Source organism: Geodermatophilus sp. DSM 44513, from assembly GCF_032460525.1.
Lineage (GTDB): Bacteria > Actinomycetota > Actinomycetes > Mycobacteriales > Geodermatophilaceae > Geodermatophilus.
The window spans coordinates 3,800,347-3,822,211 of record NZ_CP135963.1 but is presented as its reverse complement, the minus strand read 5'-3'; the positions used below and the strand labels follow the sequence as shown (position 1 = coordinate 3,822,211).

General features: G+C 71.0%; 18 protein-coding genes and 1 pseudogene. 16 read left to right on the top strand and 3 right to left on the bottom strand.

Translation table 11 applies throughout. The features are described 5' to 3' along the window. The first annotated feature begins 55 nt into the window (after positions 1-55). The 4 genes from rplJ to RTG05_RS18500 all read left to right on the top strand — a co-directional run bounded on the left by rplJ (position 56) and on the right by RTG05_RS18500 (position 9,158). On the top strand, positions 56-682 hold the full coding sequence (rplJ, locus tag RTG05_RS18515) for a 50S ribosomal protein L10 (RefSeq protein WP_166526332.1): 627 nt from the start codon (positions 56-58) through the stop codon (positions 680-682). Positions 683-697: 15 nt separating this feature from the next. Then, positions 698-1,090: a 50S ribosomal protein L7/L12 gene (gene rplL, locus RTG05_RS18510; RefSeq protein ID WP_166526331.1), complete on the top strand. Its 393-nt coding sequence runs from the start codon at positions 698-700 to the stop codon at positions 1,088-1,090. A 653-nt stretch (positions 1,091-1,743) separates the two neighbouring features. After that, complete coding sequence (rpoB, locus tag RTG05_RS18505; protein ID WP_166529280.1) at positions 1,744-5,136, top strand: DNA-directed RNA polymerase subunit beta; 3,393 nt, start codon at positions 1,744-1,746, stop codon at positions 5,134-5,136. 116 nt (positions 5,137-5,252) lie between these two features. Next, entirely contained in the window at positions 5,253-9,158 is a 3,906-nt protein-coding gene (locus RTG05_RS18500; RefSeq protein ID WP_166526330.1) for a DNA-directed RNA polymerase subunit beta', read from the top strand. A 184-nt stretch (positions 9,159-9,342) separates the two neighbouring features. On the opposite strand, the gene RTG05_RS18495 is transcribed toward RTG05_RS18500, so the two are convergent. The 3 genes from RTG05_RS18495 to RTG05_RS18485 all read right to left on the bottom strand — a co-directional run bounded on the left by RTG05_RS18495 (position 9,343) and on the right by RTG05_RS18485 (position 11,778). Further along, positions 9,343-10,386, bottom strand: a complete 1,044-nt coding sequence (locus RTG05_RS18495) for an LLM class F420-dependent oxidoreductase (RefSeq protein ID WP_166526329.1) — start codon at positions 10,384-10,386, stop codon at positions 9,343-9,345. Between the two features lie 102 nt (positions 10,387-10,488). Further along, complete coding sequence (locus RTG05_RS18490) at positions 10,489-10,704, bottom strand: hypothetical protein (protein ID WP_166526328.1); 216 nt, start codon at positions 10,702-10,704, stop codon at positions 10,489-10,491. A gap of 99 nt (positions 10,705-10,803) precedes the next feature. After that, a complete protein-coding gene (locus tag RTG05_RS18485; protein ID WP_166526327.1) occupies positions 10,804-11,778 on the bottom strand; it encodes a hypothetical protein in 975 nt (324 codons plus the stop codon). Positions 11,779-12,422: 644 nt separating this feature from the next. Here RTG05_RS18485 and rpsL point away from each other — a divergent pair. The 12 genes and pseudogenes from rpsL to rpsC all read left to right on the top strand — a co-directional run bounded on the left by rpsL (position 12,423) and on the right by rpsC (position 21,863). Next, a complete protein-coding gene (gene rpsL / locus RTG05_RS18480) occupies positions 12,423-12,797 on the top strand; it encodes a 30S ribosomal protein S12 (RefSeq protein ID WP_012950487.1) in 375 nt (124 codons plus the stop codon). A 1-nt stretch (position 12,798) separates the two neighbouring features. Then, positions 12,799-13,269 carry a 30S ribosomal protein S7 gene (gene rpsG, locus RTG05_RS18475; RefSeq protein WP_166526326.1) on the top strand — a complete coding sequence of 157 codons (471 nt, stop codon included), beginning with the start codon at positions 12,799-12,801 and terminating at the stop codon, positions 13,267-13,269. Positions 13,270-13,367: 98 nt separating this feature from the next. After that, a complete protein-coding gene (gene fusA / locus RTG05_RS18470) occupies positions 13,368-15,467 on the top strand; it encodes an elongation factor G (RefSeq protein WP_166526325.1) in 2,100 nt (699 codons plus the stop codon). Between the two features lie 180 nt (positions 15,468-15,647). Beyond that, positions 15,648-16,841 (top strand): elongation factor Tu, encoded by a 1,194-nt coding sequence (gene tuf / locus RTG05_RS18465; RefSeq protein WP_166526324.1) that lies wholly within the window; start codon positions 15,648-15,650, stop codon positions 16,839-16,841. Positions 16,842-17,018: 177 nt separating this feature from the next. Then, positions 17,019-17,324 (top strand): 30S ribosomal protein S10, encoded by a 306-nt coding sequence (gene rpsJ, locus RTG05_RS18460; RefSeq protein WP_014742859.1) that lies wholly within the window; start codon positions 17,019-17,021, stop codon positions 17,322-17,324. Positions 17,325-17,340: 16 nt separating this feature from the next. After that, positions 17,341-18,006, top strand: coding sequence for a 50S ribosomal protein L3 (gene rplC, locus RTG05_RS18455; RefSeq protein ID WP_166526323.1), 666 nt, complete (start codon positions 17,341-17,343; stop codon positions 18,004-18,006). 2 nt (positions 18,007-18,008) lie between these two features. After that, complete coding sequence (rplD, locus tag RTG05_RS18450) at positions 18,009-18,977, top strand: 50S ribosomal protein L4 (RefSeq protein WP_315912039.1); 969 nt, start codon at positions 18,009-18,011, stop codon at positions 18,975-18,977. Continuing rightward, on the top strand, positions 18,974-19,276 hold the full coding sequence (rplW, locus tag RTG05_RS18445) for a 50S ribosomal protein L23 (protein WP_166529279.1): 303 nt from the start codon (positions 18,974-18,976) through the stop codon (positions 19,274-19,276). The genes rplD and rplW overlap by 4 nt, the downstream gene beginning before the upstream one ends. A 43-nt stretch (positions 19,277-19,319) precedes the next feature. Beyond that, on the top strand, positions 19,320-20,153 hold the full coding sequence (gene rplB / locus RTG05_RS18440) for a 50S ribosomal protein L2 (RefSeq protein ID WP_166526322.1): 834 nt from the start codon (positions 19,320-19,322) through the stop codon (positions 20,151-20,153). A gap of 23 nt (positions 20,154-20,176) precedes the next feature. Beyond that, on the top strand, positions 20,177-20,458 hold the full coding sequence (gene rpsS / locus RTG05_RS18435) for a 30S ribosomal protein S19 (protein ID WP_166526321.1): 282 nt from the start codon (positions 20,177-20,179) through the stop codon (positions 20,456-20,458). A gap of 20 nt (positions 20,459-20,478) precedes the next feature. Beyond that, positions 20,479-20,829 (top strand): annotated as a pseudogene (rplV, locus tag RTG05_RS18430) (50S ribosomal protein L22); the annotation flags it as partial. A 113-nt stretch (positions 20,830-20,942) separates the two neighbouring features. Then, positions 20,943-21,863 carry a 30S ribosomal protein S3 gene (rpsC, locus tag RTG05_RS18425; protein WP_166526319.1) on the top strand — a complete coding sequence of 307 codons (921 nt, stop codon included), beginning with the start codon at positions 20,943-20,945 and terminating at the stop codon, positions 21,861-21,863. Positions 21,864-21,865: the final 2 nt, after the last annotated feature.

Sequence of the window (21,865 nt, the reverse complement as noted above, 5' to 3'; positions counted from 1 at the left end):
TCGCCCGCCGTCGCGCTGCGGCCCGCGGTCCCGCCCGACAGACGAGAGGAGGCCCATGCCCACGCAGGCGAAGGCCGAGGTGATCGACGAGATCACCGAGCGGTTCCAGTCGTCCAGCGCGGCGGTGCTCACCGAGTACCGCGGGCTGACCGTGGCCCAGCTGACCCAGCTGCGCCGTTCCCTCGGTGAGGGCAGCAGCTACGCCGTCGTCAAGAACACCCTGACGAAGCGGGCCGCGGACCAGGTCGGCCACGCCGACCTCGCACCGCTGCTCACCGGCCCGACCGCGATCGCCTTCATCGAGGGCGACCCGGTCACCGCGGCCAAGGCCATCCGTGACTTCGCGCGCGCGCACCCGCTGCTCGTCGTCAAGGGCGGCGTGGTCGAGGGCCGCACGGTCGGCGCCGCCGAGGTCACCGCCCTCGCCGACGTCGAGCCGCGCGAGGTCCTGCTGGCCAAGCTGGCCGGCGCGATGAAGGGCAACCTGACCAAGGCCGCCGGCCTGTTCCAGGCCCCGCTGTCGCAGGTCGCCCGCCTGGCCGCCGCGCTGCAGGAGAAGAAGGAGTCCGCCGAGGGCTCCCCGGCTCCGGCCGCGGACACCGCTGCTGCCGACACCACCCCGGCCGCCCCGGCCACCGACAACCCGGATGCCGTCGCGGACGCCGCGACCGGCACCGCCTGACCCCTAGGAGACACCATGGCCAAGCTGTCCACCGACGAGCTGCTCGACGCCTTCAAGGAGATGACCCTCCTGGAGCTGTCCGAGTTCGTGAAGCAGTTCGAGGAGACCTTCGAGGTCACCGCGGCTGCCCCGGTCGCCGTCGCGGCCGCCGCCCCGGGTGGTGGCGGCGGTGGCGACACCCCCGTCGTCGAGGAGCAGGACGAGTTCGACGTCATCCTCGAGGCTGCCGGTGACAAGAAGATCCAGGTCATCAAGGAGGTGCGCAGCCTGACCTCCCTGGGCCTCAAGGAGGCCAAGGACCTGGTCGACGGCGCGCCCAAGCCCGTCCTGGAGAAGGTCGCCAAGGACGCCGCCGAGAAGGCCAAGGCCGCTCTCGAGGGCGCCGGCGCCACCGTCACCGTCAAGTGAAGGACCCCGGCGCCCTGGCCTCGTCCGGAGGCTCGGCCCGAGCTTGCGAGGGCTGAGAGGGACGAGGTCCTTCTACTGCGCCGGGGCTGTTCCAGCACGTCACCTGACGCCGTTCCACCGCGTCCACAGGGGCCGTCCTCCTCCGGGAGGGCGGCCCCTGTGGCGTCCTGCGGTCCGGACCGCGGGGGTCCGCCCCGGCGTGGCGGAGGCGGGGGAGGGGCCGGGCTGGCATCATGACGACGCGGAACGCCGCCCGGTCAGCCGGACGCCGTCCTTCCCGGGAGTGTGGTGCAGGTCGCCCCCACCTCCTGACGTGGACAGCGCCGCGGAGCAGGGGTAGGGTTCTCTGTTGCGCTGCCCCCTGACTGCCTGCCCGCCGAGACGGGTCGCCTGGGCTGCCCGGAGGACCCGTTCCCCGGGCGCCCGTCGACCGACCGGGCAGGACGGACGCGGACAGCCCGGCCATCACCAACGACGACCCAGGACGAACCAGCACCGACCGCCCGCACGTCGTGAGGTCCTTGGAAGGACGCATCTTGGCAGGCTCTCGCCCCACCAGCACCTCCCCCAGCACCACTGAGTCAGCTGCTCCCCGCACCACCCCGCAGGCCCCCCAGTCCGGTCCCCGCACCGGCGAGGCCGACCAGCAGAAGATCCCCGGCGCGCCGCTGCGCGTGTCCTTCGCCAAGATCTCCGAGCCGCTCGCGGTGCCGGACCTCCTGGCGCTGCAGACCGCCTCGTTCGACTGGCTGATCGGCAGCCCCGAGTGGCGCGCCACCCTCTCACCCGAGGAGCAGGCCGACGCCGTCGGCGGTCTGGCCGAGATCCTCGAGGAGATCTCCCCGATCGAGGACTTCAGCGGCTCGATGTCGCTGTCCTTCTCCAACCCGCGCTTCGAGGACGTCAAGGCGTCCCTCGAGGAGTGCAAGGACAAGGACATGACCTACGCGGCGCCGCTGTTCGTCACCGCCGAGTTCATGAACAACACCACCGGCGAGATCAAGAGCCAGACGGTGTTCATGGGCGACTTCCCGATCATGACGCGCAAGGGCACGTTCGTCATCAACGGGACCGAGCGCGTCGTGGTGTCCCAGCTCGTCCGCAGCCCCGGCGTCTACTTCGACCGCACCCTGGACAAGACCTCGGACAAGGACGTCTTCAGCGCCAAGGTCATCCCCAGCCGCGGGGCCTGGCTGGAGTTCGACGTCGACAAGCGCGACACCGTCGGCGTCCGCATCGACCGCAAGCGCCGCCAGCCGGTCACCGTGCTGCTCAAGGCGCTGGGCTGGACCGAGGACCGCATCCGCGAGCACTTCCAGTGGTCGCCCACGGTCCTGGCCACCCTGGAGAAGGACCACATCGCCGGGCAGGACGAGGCGCTGCTGGACATCTACCGCAAGCTGCGGCCGGGTGAGCCGCCGACGCGGGAGAGCGCCCAGGCGCTGCTGGAGAACCTGTTCTTCAACGCCAAGCGCTACGACCTCGCCAAGGTCGGCCGGTACAAGGTCAACAAGAAGCTGGGCGTCAGCGTGCCGCAGGGCACCTCGACGCTGACCGAGGACGACATCGTCGCCACCATCGAGTACGTGGTGCGCCTGCACGCGGGCGAGCCCGACCACGGGACCGACGACATCGACCACTTCGGCAACCGCCGGCTGCGCACCGTGGGCGAGCTGATCCAGAACCAGATCCGGGTCGGCCTGTCCCGCATGGAGCGCGTCGTCCGCGAGCGGATGACCACCCAGGACGTCGAGGCCATCACGCCGCAGACCCTGATCAACATCCGGCCGGTCGTCGCCTCCATCAAGGAGTTCTTCGGCACCAGCCAGCTGTCCCAGTTCATGGACCAGACCAACCCGCTCGCGGGCCTGACCCACAAGCGCCGCCTGTCGGCGCTGGGCCCCGGTGGTCTGTCCCGCGAGCGGGCCGGCATGGAGGTCCGCGACGTGCACCCCAGCCACTACGGCCGGATGTGCCCGATCGAGACGCCCGAGGGTCCGAACATCGGCCTGATCGGGTCGCTGTCGGCCTACGGGCGGGTCAACGCCTTCGGCTTCATCGAGACCCCGTACCGCCGGGTCGACAACGGCGTGGTCAGCGAGACGATCGACTACCTGACCGCCGACGAGGAGGACCGCTTCGTCGTCGCCCAGGCCAACTCGCCGCTGGACCCCCAGGGCCGGTTCGCCGAGGACCGCGTGCTGGTGCGCACCAAGGGCGGTGAGGTCGACTACCTCGTCCCGGAGAACGTCGACTACATGGACGTCTCGCCGCGGCAGATGACCTCGGTCGCCACCGCGATGATCCCGTTCCTCGAGCACGACGACGCCAACCGCGCGCTCATGGGCGCCAACATGCAGCGCCAGGCCGTGCCGCTGCTGCGCAGCGAGGCGCCGCTGGTCGGCACCGGCATGGAGCTGCGGGCCGCCGTGGACGCCGGCGACGTCGTCGTGGCGGAGAAGGCCGGTGTGGTCGAGGACTCCACCGCCGACTACGTCACCGTCATGGCCGACGACGGCACCCGGCAGACCTACCGGCTGCTGAAGTTCCGCCGCTCCAACCAGGGCACCTCGATCAACCAGACCCCCGTCGTCGACGAGGGCCAGCGGGTCGAGGTCGGCCAGGTCATCGCCGACGGACCGTGCACCGACCAGGGCGAGATGGCGCTGGGCAAGAACCTGCTCGTCGCCTTCATGCCGTGGGAGGGGCACAACTACGAGGACGCGATCATCCTGAGCCAGCGCCTCGTGCAGGACGACGTCCTGTCCTCGATCCACATCGAGGAGTTCGAGGTCGACGCCCGCGACACCAAGCTCGGCGCCGAGGAGATCACCCGGGACATCCCGAACGTCTCCGAGGAGGTCCTCGCCGACCTCGACGAGCGCGGCATCATCCGCATCGGCGCCGAGGTCGTCCCCGGCGACATCCTGGTCGGCAAGGTGACGCCCAAGGGCGAGACCGAGCTGACCCCCGAGGAGCGGCTGCTGCGGGCGATCTTCGGCGAGAAGGCCCGCGAGGTGCGCGACACCAGCCTCAAGGTCAAGCACGGTGAGTCCGGCAAGGTCATCGGCGTCCGCGTGTTCTCCCGCGAGGACGGCGACGAGCTGCCCGCCGGCGTCAACGAGCTGATCCGCGTCTACGTGGCCCAGATGCGCAAGATCTCCGACGGCGACAAGCTCGCCGGCCGGCACGGCAACAAGGGCGTCATCGCCAAGATCCTGCCGCAGGAGGACATGCCGTTCCTGGAGGACGGGACCCCGGTCGACATCGTGCTCAACCCGCTGGGCGTGCCCGGCCGGATGAACGTCGGCCAGGTCCTCGAGACCCACCTCGGCTGGGTGGCCAAGACGGGCTGGCAGGTGGAGGGCACCCCGGAGTGGGCGGCCAACCTGCCCGACGCCGCGCGGGCCGCGGCCCCGGGCACCCGGACGGCGACGCCGGTGTTCGACGGCGCCCGCGAGGAGGAGATCATCGGCCTGCTGGGCTCGACGGTCCCCAACCGCGACGGCAACCGGATGGTGCAGCCCACCGGCAAGGCGCGGCTGTTCGACGGCCGCTCCGGGGAGCCCTTCCCCGAGGCGATCTCGGTCGGCTACGTCTACATCCTCAAGCTGCTGCACCTGGTCGACGACAAGATCCACGCCCGCTCGACCGGCCCGTACTCGATGATCACGCAGCAGCCGCTGGGTGGTAAGGCGCAGTTCGGTGGCCAGCGCTTCGGTGAGATGGAGTGCTGGGCCATGCAGGCCTACGGCGCGGCCTACGCGCTGCAGGAGCTGCTCACCATCAAGTCCGACGACATCCTCGGCCGCGTCAAGGTCTACGAGGCCATCGTCAAGGGCGAGAACATCCCCGAGCCGGGCATCCCGGAGTCGTTCAAGGTGTTGCTCAAGGAGCTGCAGTCCCTCTGCCTCAACGTGGAGGTCCTCTCCGGCGACGGCCAGGCGATCGAGCTGCGCGACACCGACGACGAGGTCTTCCGGGCCGCGGAGGAGCTGGGCATCGACCTGTCCCGCCGCGAGCCCTCGAGCGTCGAGGACGTGTGATGAAGGACCCCCTCCCTCCCCGGCCCACGCTTCGCGCGGGCCGGGGCCCTGGGAGGGGGCCTTCCAGGCAAGACCAGAAAAGAACGTTCAGTAACTAGCCCCGGAAAGGGGTCCCCTTGCTCGACGTCAACTTCTTCGACGAGTTGCGCATCGGTCTGGCCAGCGGCGACGACATCCGCCAGTGGTCGCACGGTGAGGTGAAGAAGCCCGAGACCATCAACTACCGGACGCTGCGCCCGGAGAAGGACGGTCTCTTCTGCGAGAAGATCTTCGGTCCCACCCGGGACTGGGAGTGCTACTGCGGCAAGTACAAGCGGGTCCGGTTCAAGGGCATCATCTGCGAGCGCTGCGGCGTCGAGGTGACCCGCGCCAAGGTGCGCCGTGAGCGGATGGGCCACATCGAGCTGGCCGCGCCGGTCACCCACATCTGGTTCTTCAAGGGCGTGCCCTCGCGCCTGGGCTACCTGCTCGACCTGGCGCCCAAGGACCTCGAGAAGATCATCTACTTCGCGGCCTACCTGATCACGACGGTGGACGACGAGGCGCGCCACCGCGACCTGCCGACCGTCGAGGCCGAGATCAGCGCGGAGAAGTCCAACCTGGAGAACCGCCGCGACGCCGACGTGGAGGCCCGCCAGCAGAAGCTGGAGGCCGACCTCGCCGAGCTCGAGGCCGAGGGCGCCAAGTCCGACGTCCGGCGCAAGGTGCGCGAGGGCGGCGAGCGCGAGATGCGCCAGCTGCGCGACCGCGCCCAGCGGGAGATCGACCGCCTCGAGGAGGTGCTCGACACCTTCCGCAAGCTGGAGGTCAAGCAGCTCATCGCCGACGAGGGCCTCTACCGCGAGCTGCGCGACCGCTTCGGCGAGTACTTCGAGGGCGGCATGGGCGCGGCGGCGCTGCAGAAGCTGCTGGCCGACTTCGACCTCGACGCGGAGGCCGTCTCGCTGCGCGAGACCATCCGCAGCGGCAAGGGCCAGCGCAAGCTGCGCGCGCTCAAGCGGCTCAAGGTCGTCGCGGCGTTCCAGCAGACCCGCAACTCGCCCATGGGCATGGTGCTGGACTGCGTGCCGGTCATCCCGCCGGACCTGCGCCCGATGGTGCAGCTCGACGGTGGCCGGTTCGCCACCAGCGACATGAACGACCTCTACCGCCGGGTGATCAACCGCAACAACCGGCTCAAGCGTCTGCTCGACCTCGGCGCGCCCGAGATCATCGTGAACAACGAGAAGCGGATGCTGCAGGAGTCCGTGGACGCGCTGTTCGACAACGGCCGCCGCGGCCGGCCGGTCACCGGCCCGGGCAACCGCCCGCTGAAGTCGCTCTCGGACCTGCTCAAGGGCAAGCAGGGCCGGTTCCGCCAGAACCTGCTCGGCAAGCGCGTCGACTACTCCGGCCGGTCGGTCATCGTCGTCGGCCCGCAGCTGAAGCTGCACCAGTGCGGCCTGCCCAAGCAGATGGCGCTGGAGCTGTTCAAGCCCTTCGTCATGAAGCGGCTGGTCGACCTCAACCACGCGCAGAACATCAAGTCCGCCAAGCGCATGGTCGAGCGGGCCCGTCCGGTCGTCTGGGACGTGCTCGAGGAGGTCATCACCGAGCACCCGGTGCTGCTCAACCGCGCGCCGACGCTGCACCGGCTGGGCATCCAGGCCTTCGAGCCGCAGCTGGTCGAGGGCAAGGCCATCCAGATCCACCCGCTGGTCTGCACCGCGTTCAACGCGGACTTCGACGGCGACCAGATGGCCGTGCACCTGCCGCTGTCGGCCGAGGCGCAGGCCGAGGCCCGCATCCTGATGCTGTCCAGCAACAACATCCTGAGCCCGGCCGACGGTCGTCCGATCACCGCGCCGACCCAGGACATGGTGCTGGGCCTGTACCACCTGACGACCCTGGTGCCCAGCCGGCACGAGGCCGACGGTGGGCAGCCTGCCGCCTACGGCTCGACCGCCGAGGCGATCATGGCCTTCGACATGGGCGCGCTGGGTCTGCAGGAGCGGGCGCTCATCCGCCTCGACGAGGTGTTCGGCGTCGACAACGGCAAGGTCAACGAGCCGTGGGAGCAGCCGGAGGACTGGACCCCCGGTCAGCCGGCGCTGGTGCGCACCAGCCTGGGCCGGGTGCTGTTCAACGAGGCCCTGCCCGAGGACTACCGCTTCGTCAACTACCAGGTGCCGAAGAAGGAGCTCGGGGCGATCGTCAACGACCTCGCCGAGCGCTACCCCAAGGTGCAGGTCGCGGCGACGCTGGACGCGCTGAAGTCCGCCGGCTTCCGCTGGGCCACCCGCTCGGGCGTGACGATCGCCATCGACGACGTCGTCACCCCGCCGGCCAAGCAGGAGATCCTGGACCGGCACGAGGCCGAGGCCCGGCAGATCGAGCGCCAGTACGAGCGCGGCGTCATCACCGACGCCGAGCGTCGTGGCGAGCTGATCGAGATCTGGACCCGCGCGCGGGCCGAGGTCAGCCAGGCGATGGTGGACAACTTCCCGACCACCAACCCGGTCTGGGTCATGGTCAACTCCGGCGCCCGCGGCAACATGATGCAGATCAGCCAGATCGCCGGCATGCGCGGCCTGGTGGCCAACCCGAAGGGCGAGATCATCCCGCGGCCGATCAAGGCCAACTTCCGGGAGGGTCTGTCGGTGCTGGAGTACTTCATCTCCACGCACGGTGCCCGCAAGGGCCTGGCCGACACGGCGCTGCGGACGGCGGACTCCGGCTACCTCACCCGCCGGCTGGTCGACGTCTCGCAGGACGTGATCATCCGCGAGGAGGACTGCGGCACCGAGCGCGGCGTCATCATGCCGATCGCGACCTCGATCGACGGGGTGCTCACCCGGGACGCGCACGTGGAGACCAGCGTGTACGCCCGCGCGCTGGCCACCGACGTGGTGGCCGAGGACGGCACGCTGATCGCGCAGGCCAGCTCCGACCTGGGTGACGTGCTCATCCAGGCGCTGGTCGACGCCGGTGTCGCGGAGGTCAAGGTCCGCTGCGTGCTGACCTGCGAGTCGCTGTTGGGCACCTGCGCCACCTGCTACGGCCGGTCGCTCGCGACCGGCAAGCTGGTGGACGTCGGCGAGGCGGTCGGCATCATCGCCGCCCAGTCCATCGGCGAGCCCGGCACCCAGCTGACGATGCGCACCTTCCACACCGGTGGCGTCGCGGGTGAGGACATCACCCACGGCCTGCCGCGCGTGGTGGAGCTCTTCGAGGCCCGCGTCCCCAAGGGCAAGGCCCCGATCGCCGAGCTGGCCGGCACCGTCCGCATCGAGGACGGCGAGCAGTTCCGCAAGTTGACGATCACCCCGGACGACGGCTCCGACGAGGTCGTCTACGACAAGCTGTCGCGCCGGTCGCGGCTGCGGGTCGAGGACGGCGCGCACGTCGAGGTCGGCGAGCAGCTCACCGAGGGTGCGGTCGACCCGCACGAGGTGCTGCGGATCATGGGCCCGCGCGAGGTGCAGCTGCACCTGGTCCGCGAGGTCCAGGAGGTCTACCGCAGCCAGGGCGTGTCGATCCACGACAAGCACATCGAGGTGATCATCCGCCAGATGCTCAAGCGGGTGACCATCATCGACTCCGGTGCCACCGAGTTCCTGCCCGGTGCGCTGGTCGAGCGGACGCTGTTCGAGACCGAGAACCGCCGGGTCGTCGCCGAGGGCAGCGAGCCGGCCTCGGCCCGCCCGGTGCTCATGGGCATCACCAAGGCCTCGCTCGCGACCGAGTCGTGGCTGTCGGCCGCCTCCTTCCAGGAGACGACCAAGGTGCTCACCGACGCCGCGATCCAGGGCAAGAGCGACAGCCTGCTCGGCCTCAAGGAGAACGTGATCATCGGCAAGCTGATCCCGGCGGGCACGGGCATCAGCCGCTACCGCAACATCACGGTCGAGCCGACCGAGGAGGCGCGCGCCGCGGTCTACACGATGGCCGGGTACGACGACGGGCAGTACTACAGCCCGGACGTCTTCGGTCAGGGCAGCGGCGAGGCCGTCCGCCTGGAGGAGTACGACTGGCGCAGCTGAACGAGGACCTCCCTCCCCCCACCGCTCGCAGGCTCGCGGCGGGATCCTGAGGGAGGCTTTCCAGCGGGTCACGAGGGCCCCGCAGGTCGTCAGACCTGCGGGGCCCTCTCGTGTCCTCGCGGTGCGGTGCCCGTCCTCGCGCTGTACCGCGAGGACGGGCACCGCAGGGCGCCCCTGGCGGGCGTCAGCGGTCGGTGATGCGGCGCATCGTCTCCACGGTCCGCAGCCGGCTCTCAGCGGAGTCGTCGAGGGGCTGCAGCACCAGCGTGGTCACCCCGGCCTCCCGGAAGGCGGCGACCCGCTCGGCCACGAAGGACTCCGGACCGACCAGGGACACGGCCCGCACCAGCTCCTCGGGGACGACGGCGGCCGCCTCGTCCTTGCGGCCGTCGAGGTAGAGGTCCTGGATGGTGCGGGCCTCGTCCTCGTAGCCGTACCGCCGGGCCAGGTCGTTGTAGAAGTTCCTGCCGCGGGCGCCCATGCCACCGATGTAGAGCGCCAGCTGCGGGCGCACGTGGTCGAGCATCCCGTCGACGTCCTCGCCGACGGCCACCGGGACGCCCACGGCGATCTGCAGGTCACCCAGCGCCGGGTCCCGCCGGGCCCGCCCGGCGCCCAGCGACTCGCCCCACACCGAGTCCGCCCGCTCCGGCATGAAGAAGATCGGCTCCCAGATCTCGGCGATCTCGGCGGCCAGCTCCACGTTCTTCGGGCCGATCGCGGCCAGCATGACCGGGACCCGGTCGCGGACCGGGGTGTTGATCAGCTTGAGCGGCTTGCCCAGGCCGGTGCCCTGGTCCGGCGGCAGGGGGACGTGGTACTTCGGGCCGTCGTGGACCAGTCGCTCCCGGCGCCACACCTGCCGGCAGATCTCCACGACCTCGCGGGTGCGCTGCAGGGGGGCGTCGTAGGGGACGCCGTGCCAGCCCTCGATGACCTGCGGTCCGGACGCGCCCAGACCGAGGGTGAACCGGCCGCCGGACACGAAGTCCAGGCCTGCGGCGGTCATCGCGGTCAGGGCCGGGGTGCGGCTGTAGATGGGGAGGATGCCGCTCATCAGCTCCACCCGCTCGGTCACCGCGGCCAGGTAGCCCAGCTGGCTGACGGCGTCGAAGGTGTAGACCTCCGCGACCGTGGCGACGTCGAGCCCCGCGGACTCCAGGTCGCGGATCTCGGTGGCCGTCTGGCGGAACCCGCCGCTGTAGCTGGCCTGGATGCCGATGCGCACGTCCACTCCTCAGGTCGGCGGCGGCGCCGTCGTCGGCGCCGCGCCGACCGTAGCGGGGCCGCCGGCGACCGCGGCGTCCTGCGGGGTCCCCGGGCCCGGGCTCTACAGCGGCCGGACGACCCCGACGACCTCGGTCACCACGCGGACGCCGTCGACGTCGCCGGGCACCCGCTCCGCGGCGTGCGCGTCGGCCAGGTCCACCTTCACCACGTAGCCGCTGTCCCGGCGGGCCAGCCCGACGCCGACGACGCCGGGGTCCGCGGACAGCCGGCGACTCAGGGCGCTCTTGGCGGCTCGGGCGGACGCGCGGTCGGTCATGCCGCCATGGTGCCCCCCGTCGGGCCCCCGCGACAGTAGGAGGGCCCCGGCCTCACCCCCCGCCGGCGTGCGCGCAGGCCGGCGGCCGGACGCCGTCCCTCAGCCGGCGACCCACTGCAGGTCCAGGACGGCCAGCACGGTGGCCAGGGGGTTGGCGAAGGTGACCCCGCCGCCCTCGCGCCCACCGGTGTCGCTGCCGGCGAACAGCAGCCCGAGCGGTGCGCGGTCCGCGCTGCGCCAGATCACCGACCCGCTGTCGCCGCCGGCGCTGAAGCCGCCCCCGACGCCGTCGATCTCCACCTGGTCGTCGAAGGTGCGGACCTCCTCGTCGTACTGCACGACGACGCCGTCGACCTCCACCGCACTGACCCGGCCCACCGTGTGCCCGGTGGTCCGCCCGACCTTCTCCACCCGCTCGTCGGGCTCGACGTCGTCGACCTGCAGCGGGTCGGCCCCGAGCGGGCCGCCGGGGAACCGCCGCGGGTCCAGGGGCACCTCCGCGTCGACCACCGCGACGGCGGCGTCGACCAGGTTGACCTGACCGCCGGCGACGAACCGCTCGAAGGCGGCCAGCGTCGCGACGCGGTCGGTCGCCGGGTCCCCGCCGTCCGCCGGGCCCGGCTGCAGGACCGGGTCGCCCAGGGAGGCGGCGTCACCGGCGGCCAGCACGTGGTTGTTGGACAGGACCGCCAGCCGGCCGCCGAGCCGCACGAAGCCACCCAGCGTCCCCGCCGTCACCGTCGGGTGGCCCACCGACAGGCCCGGCACGAGGGGTCGGGTCCGCCGCTGCAGCTCGCCGGCCGTGGGGGAGGACAGCGCGCGGACCGGGCCGATGACGCGGACGTCGACCTCGTCCAGCACCGCGTCGTCCAGCCCGGTCAGCAGCAGGTCGGCGTCCTCCTTGGCGGCGAGGCGGATCGCCAGGTGGGCGAGGTCGGGGCCCACCGGTGCCAGCCCCAGCGCCGGCTGCGTCCACCGGCGCCCACCGAGGTCGCTGGCGGACACCGGGCCGCCCGCACGGGCCAGCCGGGCCGACAGGTGGGCCTTGAGCTCTCGGGCGAGGTCGACGTGCACGTGTCCTCCGGTGGCAGGGCGGTGGCGGGCTGGTGAGGGCGGTGGCTGGTCGAGGCCGTGGCAGGACGAGGCGGTGGCGGTGGGTGGGCGTCCTGCCACCGACGGTAGGGCCGGGGTACGACAGCCGCCCGCGTCCTCACCGTCCGCGGTCCCCGATCGGGTGGCCGTGTGCGCCGACCCGGGGTCGCCCGGCACCACCGCTACAGTGGGTGGCCGTACCCCGGGCCCCCGGGTGCCCCTCCGGCAGCCCGTCGCGCCTGCCCGTGCCGCCGTCCGCCGACCACGGCGGACGGGCACCCCGGCCGCCCCGTGCTGTGGTACACCCGGCTTTGACCGGCCTCCGGCACGCGGGTATCGTGGTCAGCCGTGCCCAGGGTGCCCTGGGCCTGCTCCCGTTCGCGGTGCGCCTGCCGACAGGTGGTGGCGCCGAGTCGCGGGGGGCGACCGATCCGGTTCGACTCACCGGCCGGTCCCGGGGACGGCGACACGCCCGACCGCGGGGGCCGGTGGTGCACCGTGGCCCGGACCCGGGTACGGCCCCGGCAGGACCGGCACCCCGGCACGACACCGCACCTCCAGCAGTACTCCAGAGCACAGCACCGTCCGCAGTACGACCCAGCGCAGGTAGGAGATCCAGGCCACCCATGCCCACGATCAACCAGCTGGTCCGCAAGGGCCGCGAGGACAAGGTCGAGAAGACCAAGACCCCGGCGCTGAAGGGCTCCCCTCAGCGTCGCGGCGTGTGCACCCGCGTGTACACGACGACGCCGAAGAAGCCGAACTCGGCGCTGCGCAAGGTCGCTCGCGTCCGCCTCACCAGTGGCATCGAGGTGACCGCCTACATCCCGGGTGTCGGCCACAACCTGCAGGAGCACTCGATGGTCCTGGTCCGCGGCGGCCGGGTGAAGGACCTCCCCGGCGTGCGTTACAAGATCATCCGCGGGTCCCTCGACACCCAGGGCGTCCGCAACCGCAAGCAGGCTCGCAGCCGGTACGGCGCGAAGAAGGAGAAGAGCTGACATGCCGCGCAAGGGCCCCGCACCGCGCCGTCCGCTGGTCGCCGACCCGGTGTACCAGTCGCCGCTGGTGACCCAGCTGGTGAACAAGGTGCTCGTGGACGGCAAGCGCTCGGTCGCCGAGGCGATCGTCTACGGCGCCCTCGAGGGCTGCCGCGCCAAGAGCGACACCGACCCGGTGGTCACGCTCAAGCGCGCGCTGGACAACGTCAAGCCGGCTCTCGAGGTCCGCAGCCGCCGCGTCGGCGGCGCGACCTACCAGGTGCCGGTCGAGGTCCGCGCCTCGCGCAGCACCACCCTCGGCCTGCGCTGGCTGATCCAGTACAGCCGGGCCCGTCGGGAGAAGACGATGACCGAGCGCCTGATGAACGAGCTGCTCGACGCGAGCAACGGGCTCGGCGCCGCGGTCAAGCGTCGTGAGGACACCCACAAGATGGCCGAGTCGAACAAGGCCTTCGCGCACTACCGCTGGTAGGCGCCCCCGCCGGTGCGAGCCGGCACCCGCGGCCGGCGGACGAGTCCGGGCCACCCTCGGACGTCCGCACGCGGACCCAGAGCACAGAGGAGTGAGGAATGGCCAGCAACGAGGCCCAGCTCGCCAAGACCCGCAACATCGGGATCATGGCGCACATCGACGCCGGCAAGACCACGACGACCGAGCGCATCCTCTTCTACACCGGTATCAACTACAAGATCGGTGAGGTCCACGACGGCGCGGCCACGATGGACTGGATGGAGCAGGAGCAGGAGCGCGGCATCACCATCACGTCCGCCGCGACCAAGTGCTCCTGGGCCGGTCACGACATCAACATCATCGACACCCCCGGGCACGTCGACTTCACCGTCGAGGTGGAGCGCTCCCTGCGGGTGCTCGACGGTGCGGTCGCGGTCTACGACGGCGTCGCCGGCGTGGAGCCGCAGACCGAGCAGGTGTGGCGGCAGGCCGAGAAGTACGGCGTCCCGCGCATGTGCTTCGTCAACAAGCTCGACCGCACCGGCGCCAACTTCTTCCGCTGCGTCGACATGATGGTCGAGCGCCTGGCCGCCAACCCCCTGGTGCTGCAGCTGCCCATCGGCGCCGAGGCCGACTTCATCGGCGTCGTCGACCTGGTGCAGATGCGGGCCCTCACCTGGCGCGGCGAGACCAAGATGGGCGAGGACTACGCCATCGAGGAGATCCCGGCCGAGCTCGCCGACCAGGCCGCCGAGTACCGCGAGAAGCTGCTGGAGAACATCGCGGACTTCGACGACGAGCTGATGGAGGCCTACCTCGGCGGTGAGGAGATCTCCGTCGACCGGCTCAAGGCCGCGATTCGCAAGGCGACCATCGGCGCGCAGGTCAACCCGGTGCTCACCGGCACGGCGTTCAAGAACAAGGGCGTGCAGCCGCTCCTGGACGCCGTCGTGGACTACCTGCCCAGCCCGCTGGACGTCGGCGCGATCGTCGGCACCGCGATGGACGGGGAGACCGAGGTCCTCCGGCACGCCGACGAGGACGAGCCGTTCTCCGCCCTGGCCTTCAAGATCCAGACCGACCAGCACCTGGGCAAGCTGACCTACATCCGGGTCTACTCCGGGCGGCTGGACTCCGGGTCCCCGGTGCTCAACAGCACCAAGGACCGCAAGGAGCGGGTCGGCAAGATCTACCAGATGCACGCCAACAAGCGCGAGGAGCGCGCAGGCGTGGGCGCCGGCCAGATCGTCGCGGTCAACGGCATGAAGCAGACGACGACGGGTGACACGCTCTGCGACCCGCAGAAGCCGGTCATCCTGGAGTCGATGACCTTCCCGGCGCCGGTCATCTCCGTGGCCATCGAGCCCACGACCAAGGGCGACCAGGAGAAGCTGGGCACGGCCATCCAGAAGCTGGCCGAGGAGGACCCGACGTTCCAGGTCCGCCTCGACGAGGAGACCGGTCAGACGGTCATCTCCGGCATGGGCGAGCTGCACCTGGAGATCCTGGTCGACCGCATGCGGCGGGAGTTCCGGGTCGAGGCGAACGTCGGCAAGCCGCAGGTCGCCTACCGGGAGACCATCCGCAAGGCGGTCGAGAAGTACGACTACACCCACAAGAAGCAGACCGGTGGGTCCGGGCAGTTCGCCAAGGTCCAGGTGACCATCGAGCCGCTGGAGGTGACCGGCGACGGCCCGACCTACGAGTTCGTCAACGCCGTCACCGGTGGCCGCATCCCGCGGGAGTACATCCCCTCGGTGGACGCCGGCATGCAGGACGCCATGCAGTACGGCATCCTCGCCGGCTACCCGGTCGTGGGCGTGAAGGCGACGCTGATCGACGGCCAGTACCACGAGGTCGACTCCTCGGAGATGGCCTTCAAGATCGCCGGCTCCATGGTCTTCAAGGAGGCCGCCCGCAAGGCCAGCCCGGCCCTGCTCGAGCCGATGATGGCCGTCGAGGTCGTCACCCCCGAGGACTACATGGGTGACGTCATCGGTGACCTGAACTCCCGTCGCGGCACGATCCAGGCGATGGACGAGCGCTCCGGCGCCCGCGTCGTCCGGGCCCTGGTGCCGCTGTCGGAGATGTTCGGCTACGTGGGTGACCTGCGCAGCCGCACCCAGGGACGGGCGAGCTACACCATGGTGTTCGACTCGTACGCCGAGGTCCCGCAGAACGTCGCCAAGGAGATCATCGCGAAGGCGACGGGCGAATGAGCATCGTAGGGCGCGCCAGCGACCGAGGAGCGGAGTTCGTCCGGAGCCGAGTCATGGACATCGCGAAGGCGACGGGCGAGTAACCCCACCGTCCGGGCGGCGGGCCCCCGGCCCGCCGCCCCCCAGCGAGCCCACCCCAGAGTTCGCGTACCACTGCGACACCACGAGGAGAGGAACCCAGTGGCCAAGGCCAAGTTCGAGCGGACCAAGCCGCACGTCAACATCGGCACCATCGGGCACATCGACCACGGCAAGACGACGCTGACCGCGGCGATCACCAAGGTCCTGCACGACAAGTACCCGGACCTCAACGAGGCCTCCGCCTTCGACCAGATCGACAAGGCGCCCGAGGAGAAGGCCCGCGGCATCACGATCTCGATCGCGCACGTCGAGTACCAGACGGAGAACCGTCACTACGCGCACGTCGACTGCCCCGGGCACGCCGACTACATCAAGAACATGATCACCGGTGCGGCGCAGATGGACGGCGCCATCCTGGTGGTCGCGGCGACCGACGGTCCGATGCCGCAGACCAAGGAGCACGTCCTCCTGGCCCGCCAGGTCGGCGTTCCCTACATCGTCGTGGCGCTGAACAAGGCCGACATGGTCGACGACGAGGAGATCCTCGAGCTCGTCGAGCTGGAGGTCCGCGAGCTGCTCAGCGAGTACGAGTTCCCGGGTGACGACGTCCCCGTGGTCCGCGTCTCCGCGCTCAAGGCCCTCGAGGGCGACGCCGAGTGGGGCGACAAGCTCATGGAGCTCATGAACGCGGTCGACACCGCGATCCCCGAGCCCGAGCGCGAGATCGACAAGCCCTTCCTCATGCCCGTCGAGGACGTCTTCACCATCACCGGCCGCGGCACCGTCGTCACCGGTCGCGTGGAGCGCGGCGTCGTCAAGGTGTCGGAGACCATCGAGATCGTCGGCATCCGGCCCACCTCGACCCAGACCACCGTCACCGGCGTCGAGATGTTCCGCAAGCTGCTCGACCAGGGCCAGGCCGGCGACAACGTGGGCCTGCTGCTGCGCGGCATCAAGCGCGAGGACGTCGAGCGCGGCCAGGTCGTCGTGAAGCCGGGCTCGATCACCCCGCACACGAACTTCGAGGGCTCAGTCTACATCCTCTCGAAGGACGAGGGTGGTCGTCACACCCCCTTCTTCAACAACTACCGTCCGCAGTTCTACTTCCGGACCACGGACGTCACCGGCGTCGTGACCCTGCCGGCCGGCACCGAGATGGTCATGCCCGGCGACAACACCGAGATGACGGTCGAGCTGATCCAGCCGATCGCCATGGAGGAGGGCCTGCGGTTCGCCATCCGTGAGGGTGGCCGCACCGTCGGCGCCGGTCGCGTCACCAAGATCGCCAAGTAACACCCCCGACGGGCGGCGGCGCTCCCAGCACCGCCGCCCGTCCCCGGGTGGCCGCCACACGGGCACGCCTGTGTGCGCGGCCACCCGTCCCGCCGGGGCCCGACCGGATGACGGTCGGGACCTCCCGGCGTTCCCCGGCTACGAACGAACACCGATCGGCAGGAGCAGAAGACAGCGATGGCGGGACAGAAGATCCGCATCCGGCTGAAGGCCTACGACCACGAGGCGATCGACGCCTCGGCGCGGCGCATCGTCGACACGGTGACCAAGACCGGTGCGCGCGTCGTCGGCCCGGTGCCGCTGCCGACGGAGAAGAACGTGTACTGCGTCATCCGCTCGCCGCACAAGTACAAGGACTCGCGCGAGCACTTCGAGATGCGCACGCACAAGCGGCTCATCGACATCCTCGACCCGACCCCGAAGACGGTGGACGCGCTCATGCGCATCGACCTGCCGGCCTCGGTCGACGTCAACATCCAGTAAGGAACCGAGTCCAGTCATGGCGAGTACGTTCCGCGGTCTCCTCGGCGAGAAGCTGGGGATGACCCAGGTCTTCGACGAGAACAACCGCATCGTGCCGGTGACCGTCGTCAAGGCGGGCCCGTGTGTGGTCACGCAGGTGCGCACCCCCGAGGTCGACGGCTACTCCGCCGTCCAGCTCGGCTTCGGCGAGATCGACCCGCGCAAGGTGAACCGGCCCGAGGGCGGGCACTTCGCCAAGGCCGGGGTCACGCCGCGGCGGCACCTGGTGGAGCTGCGCACGAAGGACGCCTCGGAGTACACGGTCGGCCAGGAGCTGACCGCCGAGGTCTTCGACGGCGTCGCCCGGGTCGACGTCATCGGCACCAGCAAGGGCAAGGGCACCGCCGGTGTCATGAAGCGGCACGGCTTCAAGGGCCTCGGCGCCGCGCACGGCACCCAGCGCAAGCACCGGTCACCCGGTTCCATCGGCGGGGCCTCGACCCCCGGCCGCGTGTTCAAGGGGCTGCGCATGGCCGGCCGCATGGGCGCGGTGAAGACGACCACCCTGTCGCTCACCGTGCACAAGGTGGACGCCGAGCGCGGGCTGCTGCTGATCAAGGGCGCCATCCCCGGTCCGAAGGGCGGCCTCGTGCTCGTCCGTTCGGCCGTCAAGGGCGGGCCCGTGGGGAGTGACGACAAGTGACCGTGACCTCATCGACAGGGTCCATCGACCGCGGGGCCACCGCGACCCGGACCGACCGCCAGGTCGACGTCCGCACCCCGGCGGGGGAGACCGCCGGCAGCGTCACGCTGCCGGGGACGCTCTTCGACGCCTCGGCCAACGTCTCGCTGCTGCACCAGGTCGTCGTGGCCCAGCTGGCCGCCGCGCGCCAGGGCACGCACTCGACCAAGACGCGCGGCCAGGTCAGTGGCGGTGGGGCCAAGCCCTACCGCCAGAAGGGGACCGGCCGGGCCCGCCAGGGCTCGACCCGCGCACCGCAGTTCGAGGGCGGTGGCATCGTCCACGGCCCCCAGCCGCGGGACTACTCGCAGCGGACGCCGAAGAAGATGAAGGCCGCCGCCCTGCGCGGTGCCCTGTCCGACCGGGCCCGTGAGGACCGCGTGCACGTGGTGAGCACCTTCGTCGACGGGGACGCTCCGCGGACCAAGGCGGCGCTGGCCACCCTGCGGTCGATCACCCAGGCCAAGCGGGTGCTCGTGGTCCTCGACCGCGACGACGTCCTCAACTGGGTGAGCCTGCGGAACCTGCCGCAGGTGCACCTGCTGGAGGCCGGTCAGCTGAACACCTACGACGTGCTGATCGCCGACGACGTGGTCTTCACCGAGACCGCGCTCGCCGAGTTCGTCGCGGGCCGCGCCCGTGACGGTGCGGCGGTCCAGCCCGACCTGACCACGCCGCACATCCCGGACGCCGTCCCCTCCATCGCCCCCGCCGAGGGTGCCGGCACCGTGGACACCCCGACCGGCGCAGCCGCCACCGACGGCTCGACGGCTGCCCGGCCCGTCGCGGTCGACCCCGCGGACCCGGCCCCGGCCGACGCCGCCCAGGCGGCGAAGGCCCCCGCGGCGCAGGCCGAGGCCGCCAACGCCGGTCCCGACGCCACCGCGCCGACCGAGGACGGCACCACCGCGAGCACCGAGGAGAAGGCATGACCGTCCGCGACCCCCGGGACGTCCTGCTGTCCCCGGTGATCTCCGAGAAGAGCTACGGGCTGCTCGACGAGAACCAGTACACCTTCGTCGTGCTGCCCGAGGCCAACAAGACGCAGATCAAGATCGCGGTCGAGCAGGTCTTCGACGTGAAGGTCCTCGGCGTGAACACGATCAACCGCCAGGGCAAGCGCAAGCGCAGCAAGGGCAACAAGCTGGGCAAGCGCAAGGACACCAAGCGGGCCATCGTCTCGCTGGCCCCCGGCGACCGCATCGAGATCTTCGGGGGTCCCGGCGCCTGAGCGCCGGTGACCGTCCGGACCAGAGACAGAGGGACCGTCAGCAATGCCCATCCGTAAGTACAAGCCGACGACGCCGGGCCGCCGCGGCTCCAGCGTCGCCGACTTCGCCGAGGTCACCCGCGACCACCCCGAGAAGTCGCTGGTCCGGCCGCTGCACGGCCGCGGCGGGCGCAACGTCCACGGGAAGGTCACCGCGCGCCACCAGGGTGGCGGGCACAAGCGCTCCTACCGGGTGATCGACTTCCGCCGGGCCGACAAGGACGGCGTGCCGGCCAAGGTCGCGCACATCGAGTACGACCCGAACCGCACCTCGCGCATCGCGTTGCTGCACTTCGCCGACGGCGAGAAGCGCTACATCATCGCGCCGGCCCGCCTGCGGCAGGGCGACACGGTGGAGTGCGGCCCGGCGGCCGACATCAAGCCCGGCAACAACCTGCCGCTGCGCAACATCCCGGTCGGCACGGTGGTGCACGCCATCGAGCTGCGGCCCGGCGGCGGCGCCAAGATCGCCCGATCTGCGGGCACCAGCGTCCAGCTGGTCGCCCGTGAGGGACGGCTCGCGCAGCTGCGCATGCCGTCGGGGGAGATCCGCAACGTCGACGTGCGCTGCCGCGCCACCGTCGGCGAGGTGGGCAACGCCGAGCAGTCCAACATCAACTGGGGCAAGGCCGGCCGCATGCGCTGGAAGGGCAAGCGCCCGACCGTGCGCGGTGTGGCGATGAACCCGGTGGACCACCCGCACGGTGGTGGTGAGGGCAAGACCTCCGGTGGTCGTCACCCGGTGAACCCGAAGGGCAAGCCGGAGGGCCGCACGCGCAAGCGCAAGGCCAGTGACGCCCTGATCGTGCGCCGCCGGCGCACCAACAAGAAGCGCTGAGCGGGTAGAGGAGTCCGACAGACATGCCACGCAGCCTGAAGAAGGGCCCGTTCGTCGACGACCACCTGCTCAAGAAGGTGGACGTGCAGAACGACAAGGGCACCAAGAACGTCATCCGGACCTGGTCGCGCCGTTCGACGATCATCCCGGACATGCTCGGCCACACGATCGCCGTCCACGACGGCCGCAAGCACGTCCCGGTCTTCGTGACCGAGGCGATGGTCGGGCACAAGCTCGGCGAGTTCGCCCCCACGCGCACCTTCCGTGGGCACGTGAAGGACGACCGCCGGTCCCGGCGCGGCTGACCAGGCAGAGAGAGATCCCCATGACATCCCAGCTGGGAGAGGAGACGCCGGTCGCCCGGGCCACCGCCCGCTTCGTCCGCGTCACCCCCATGAAGGCACGCCGGGTGGTGGACCTCGTCCGCTACCTGCCGACCGAGGAGGCCCTGGCCCTGCTGCGCTACGCGCCGCAGGCAGCGAGCGAGCCGGTGCTCAAGGTGGTCGCCAGCGCGGTCGCCAACGCCGAGCACAACCTGCGGCTCGACCCCGCCGCGCTGGTCGTCAGCGCGGCCTACGTCGACGAGGGTCCGACGCTCAAGCGGATCCGTCCGCGGGCCCAGGGCCGCGCCTACCGCATCAACAAGCGGACCTGCCACATCACCGTCGAGGTCGCGGAGGTCTCCTCCAGCACCGAGCTCGCCGGCAAGTCGCGCACGGCCCGTCGCCGCACCGGACAGTCCGGCCCGGCCAGCCAGCAGCAGGGCAACACGAGGGGAGGGACCCGCTAGTGGGTCAGAAGGTCAACCCGCACGGGTTCCGGTTGGGCATCACCACCGACTACAAGTCCCGGTGGTACGCGGACAAGCTCTACAAGGACTACGTCAAGGAGGACGTCGCGATCCGCAAGCTCATGTCCAAGGGCATGGAGCGGGCCGGCATCTCCAAGGTCGAGATCGAGCGCACCCGGGACCGGGTCCGCGTCGACATCCACACCGCCCGGCCGGGCATCGTCATCGGCCGGCGCGGGGCGGAGGCCGACCGCATCCGCGGTGAGCTGGAGAAGCTCACCGGCAAGCAGGTGCAGCTGAACATCCTCGAGGTGAAGAACCCCGAGTCCGACGCCCAGCTGGTCGCCCAGGGCGTCGCCGAGCAGCTGTCCAGCCGGGTCAGCTTCCGGCGGGCCATGCGCAAGGCCATGCAGTCGGCGCAGCGCAGCCCGCAGGTCAAGGGCATCCGGGTGCAGTGCTCCGGTCGCCTCGGCGGCACCGAGATGAGCCGGTCGGAGTTCTACCGCGAGGGCCGGGTGCCGCTGCACACGCTGCGCGCGAACATCGACTACGGCATCTACGAGGCCCGGACCACCTTCGGCCGGATCGGCGTGAAGGTCTGGATCTACAAGGGCGACGTCAGCGGCTCGCGGGCCGAGCGGGAGGCCCTCGAGGCCCTCGCCGCCCGCCAGCAGCGCCGCGAGCGGGCCCAGCGCCCGCAGCGGCGGTCCGGCTCCTCGGGCACCACCGCCGGCGGGACCGAGGCCGGCCGGGCGGCCGCCGAGGCCCCGTCGACCGGTCCGGCCGCCGACAGCACCCCGGTGCAGACCTCCGGCGAGGCCGCGGCCGAGCAGACCGTGGCCGAGGCCGCCGGTCCCGAGGCCACCGCGGCCGCCGAGACGGCGGCGACCGACACCACCCCGTCCGAGCAGGGGAGCTGACC

Excerpts from the sequence above, each read along its gene's own strand:
- rplJ (WP_166526332.1), top strand. The coding sequence starts at position 56 with ATGCCCACGCAGGCGAAGGCCGAGGTGATCGACGAGATCACCGAGCGG.
- rplL (WP_166526331.1), top strand. The coding sequence starts at position 698 with ATGGCCAAGCTGTCCACCGACGAGCTGCTCGACGCCTTCAAGGAGATG.
- RTG05_RS18490 (WP_166526328.1), bottom strand. The coding sequence starts at position 10,704 with ATGACCGACCGCGCGTCCGCCCGAGCCGCCAAGAGCGCCCTGAGTCGC.
- rpsL (WP_012950487.1), top strand. The coding sequence starts at position 12,423 with ATGCCCACGATCAACCAGCTGGTCCGCAAGGGCCGCGAGGACAAGGTC.
- rpsG (WP_166526326.1), top strand. The coding sequence starts at position 12,799 with ATGCCGCGCAAGGGCCCCGCACCGCGCCGTCCGCTGGTCGCCGACCCG.
- fusA (WP_166526325.1), top strand. The coding sequence starts at position 13,368 with ATGGCCAGCAACGAGGCCCAGCTCGCCAAGACCCGCAACATCGGGATC.
- rpsJ (WP_014742859.1), top strand. The coding sequence starts at position 17,019 with ATGGCGGGACAGAAGATCCGCATCCGGCTGAAGGCCTACGACCACGAG.
- rplC (WP_166526323.1), top strand. The coding sequence starts at position 17,341 with ATGGCGAGTACGTTCCGCGGTCTCCTCGGCGAGAAGCTGGGGATGACC.
- rplW (WP_166529279.1), top strand. The coding sequence starts at position 18,974 with ATGACCGTCCGCGACCCCCGGGACGTCCTGCTGTCCCCGGTGATCTCC.
- rplB (WP_166526322.1), top strand. The coding sequence starts at position 19,320 with ATGCCCATCCGTAAGTACAAGCCGACGACGCCGGGCCGCCGCGGCTCC.
- rpsS (WP_166526321.1), top strand. The coding sequence starts at position 20,177 with ATGCCACGCAGCCTGAAGAAGGGCCCGTTCGTCGACGACCACCTGCTC.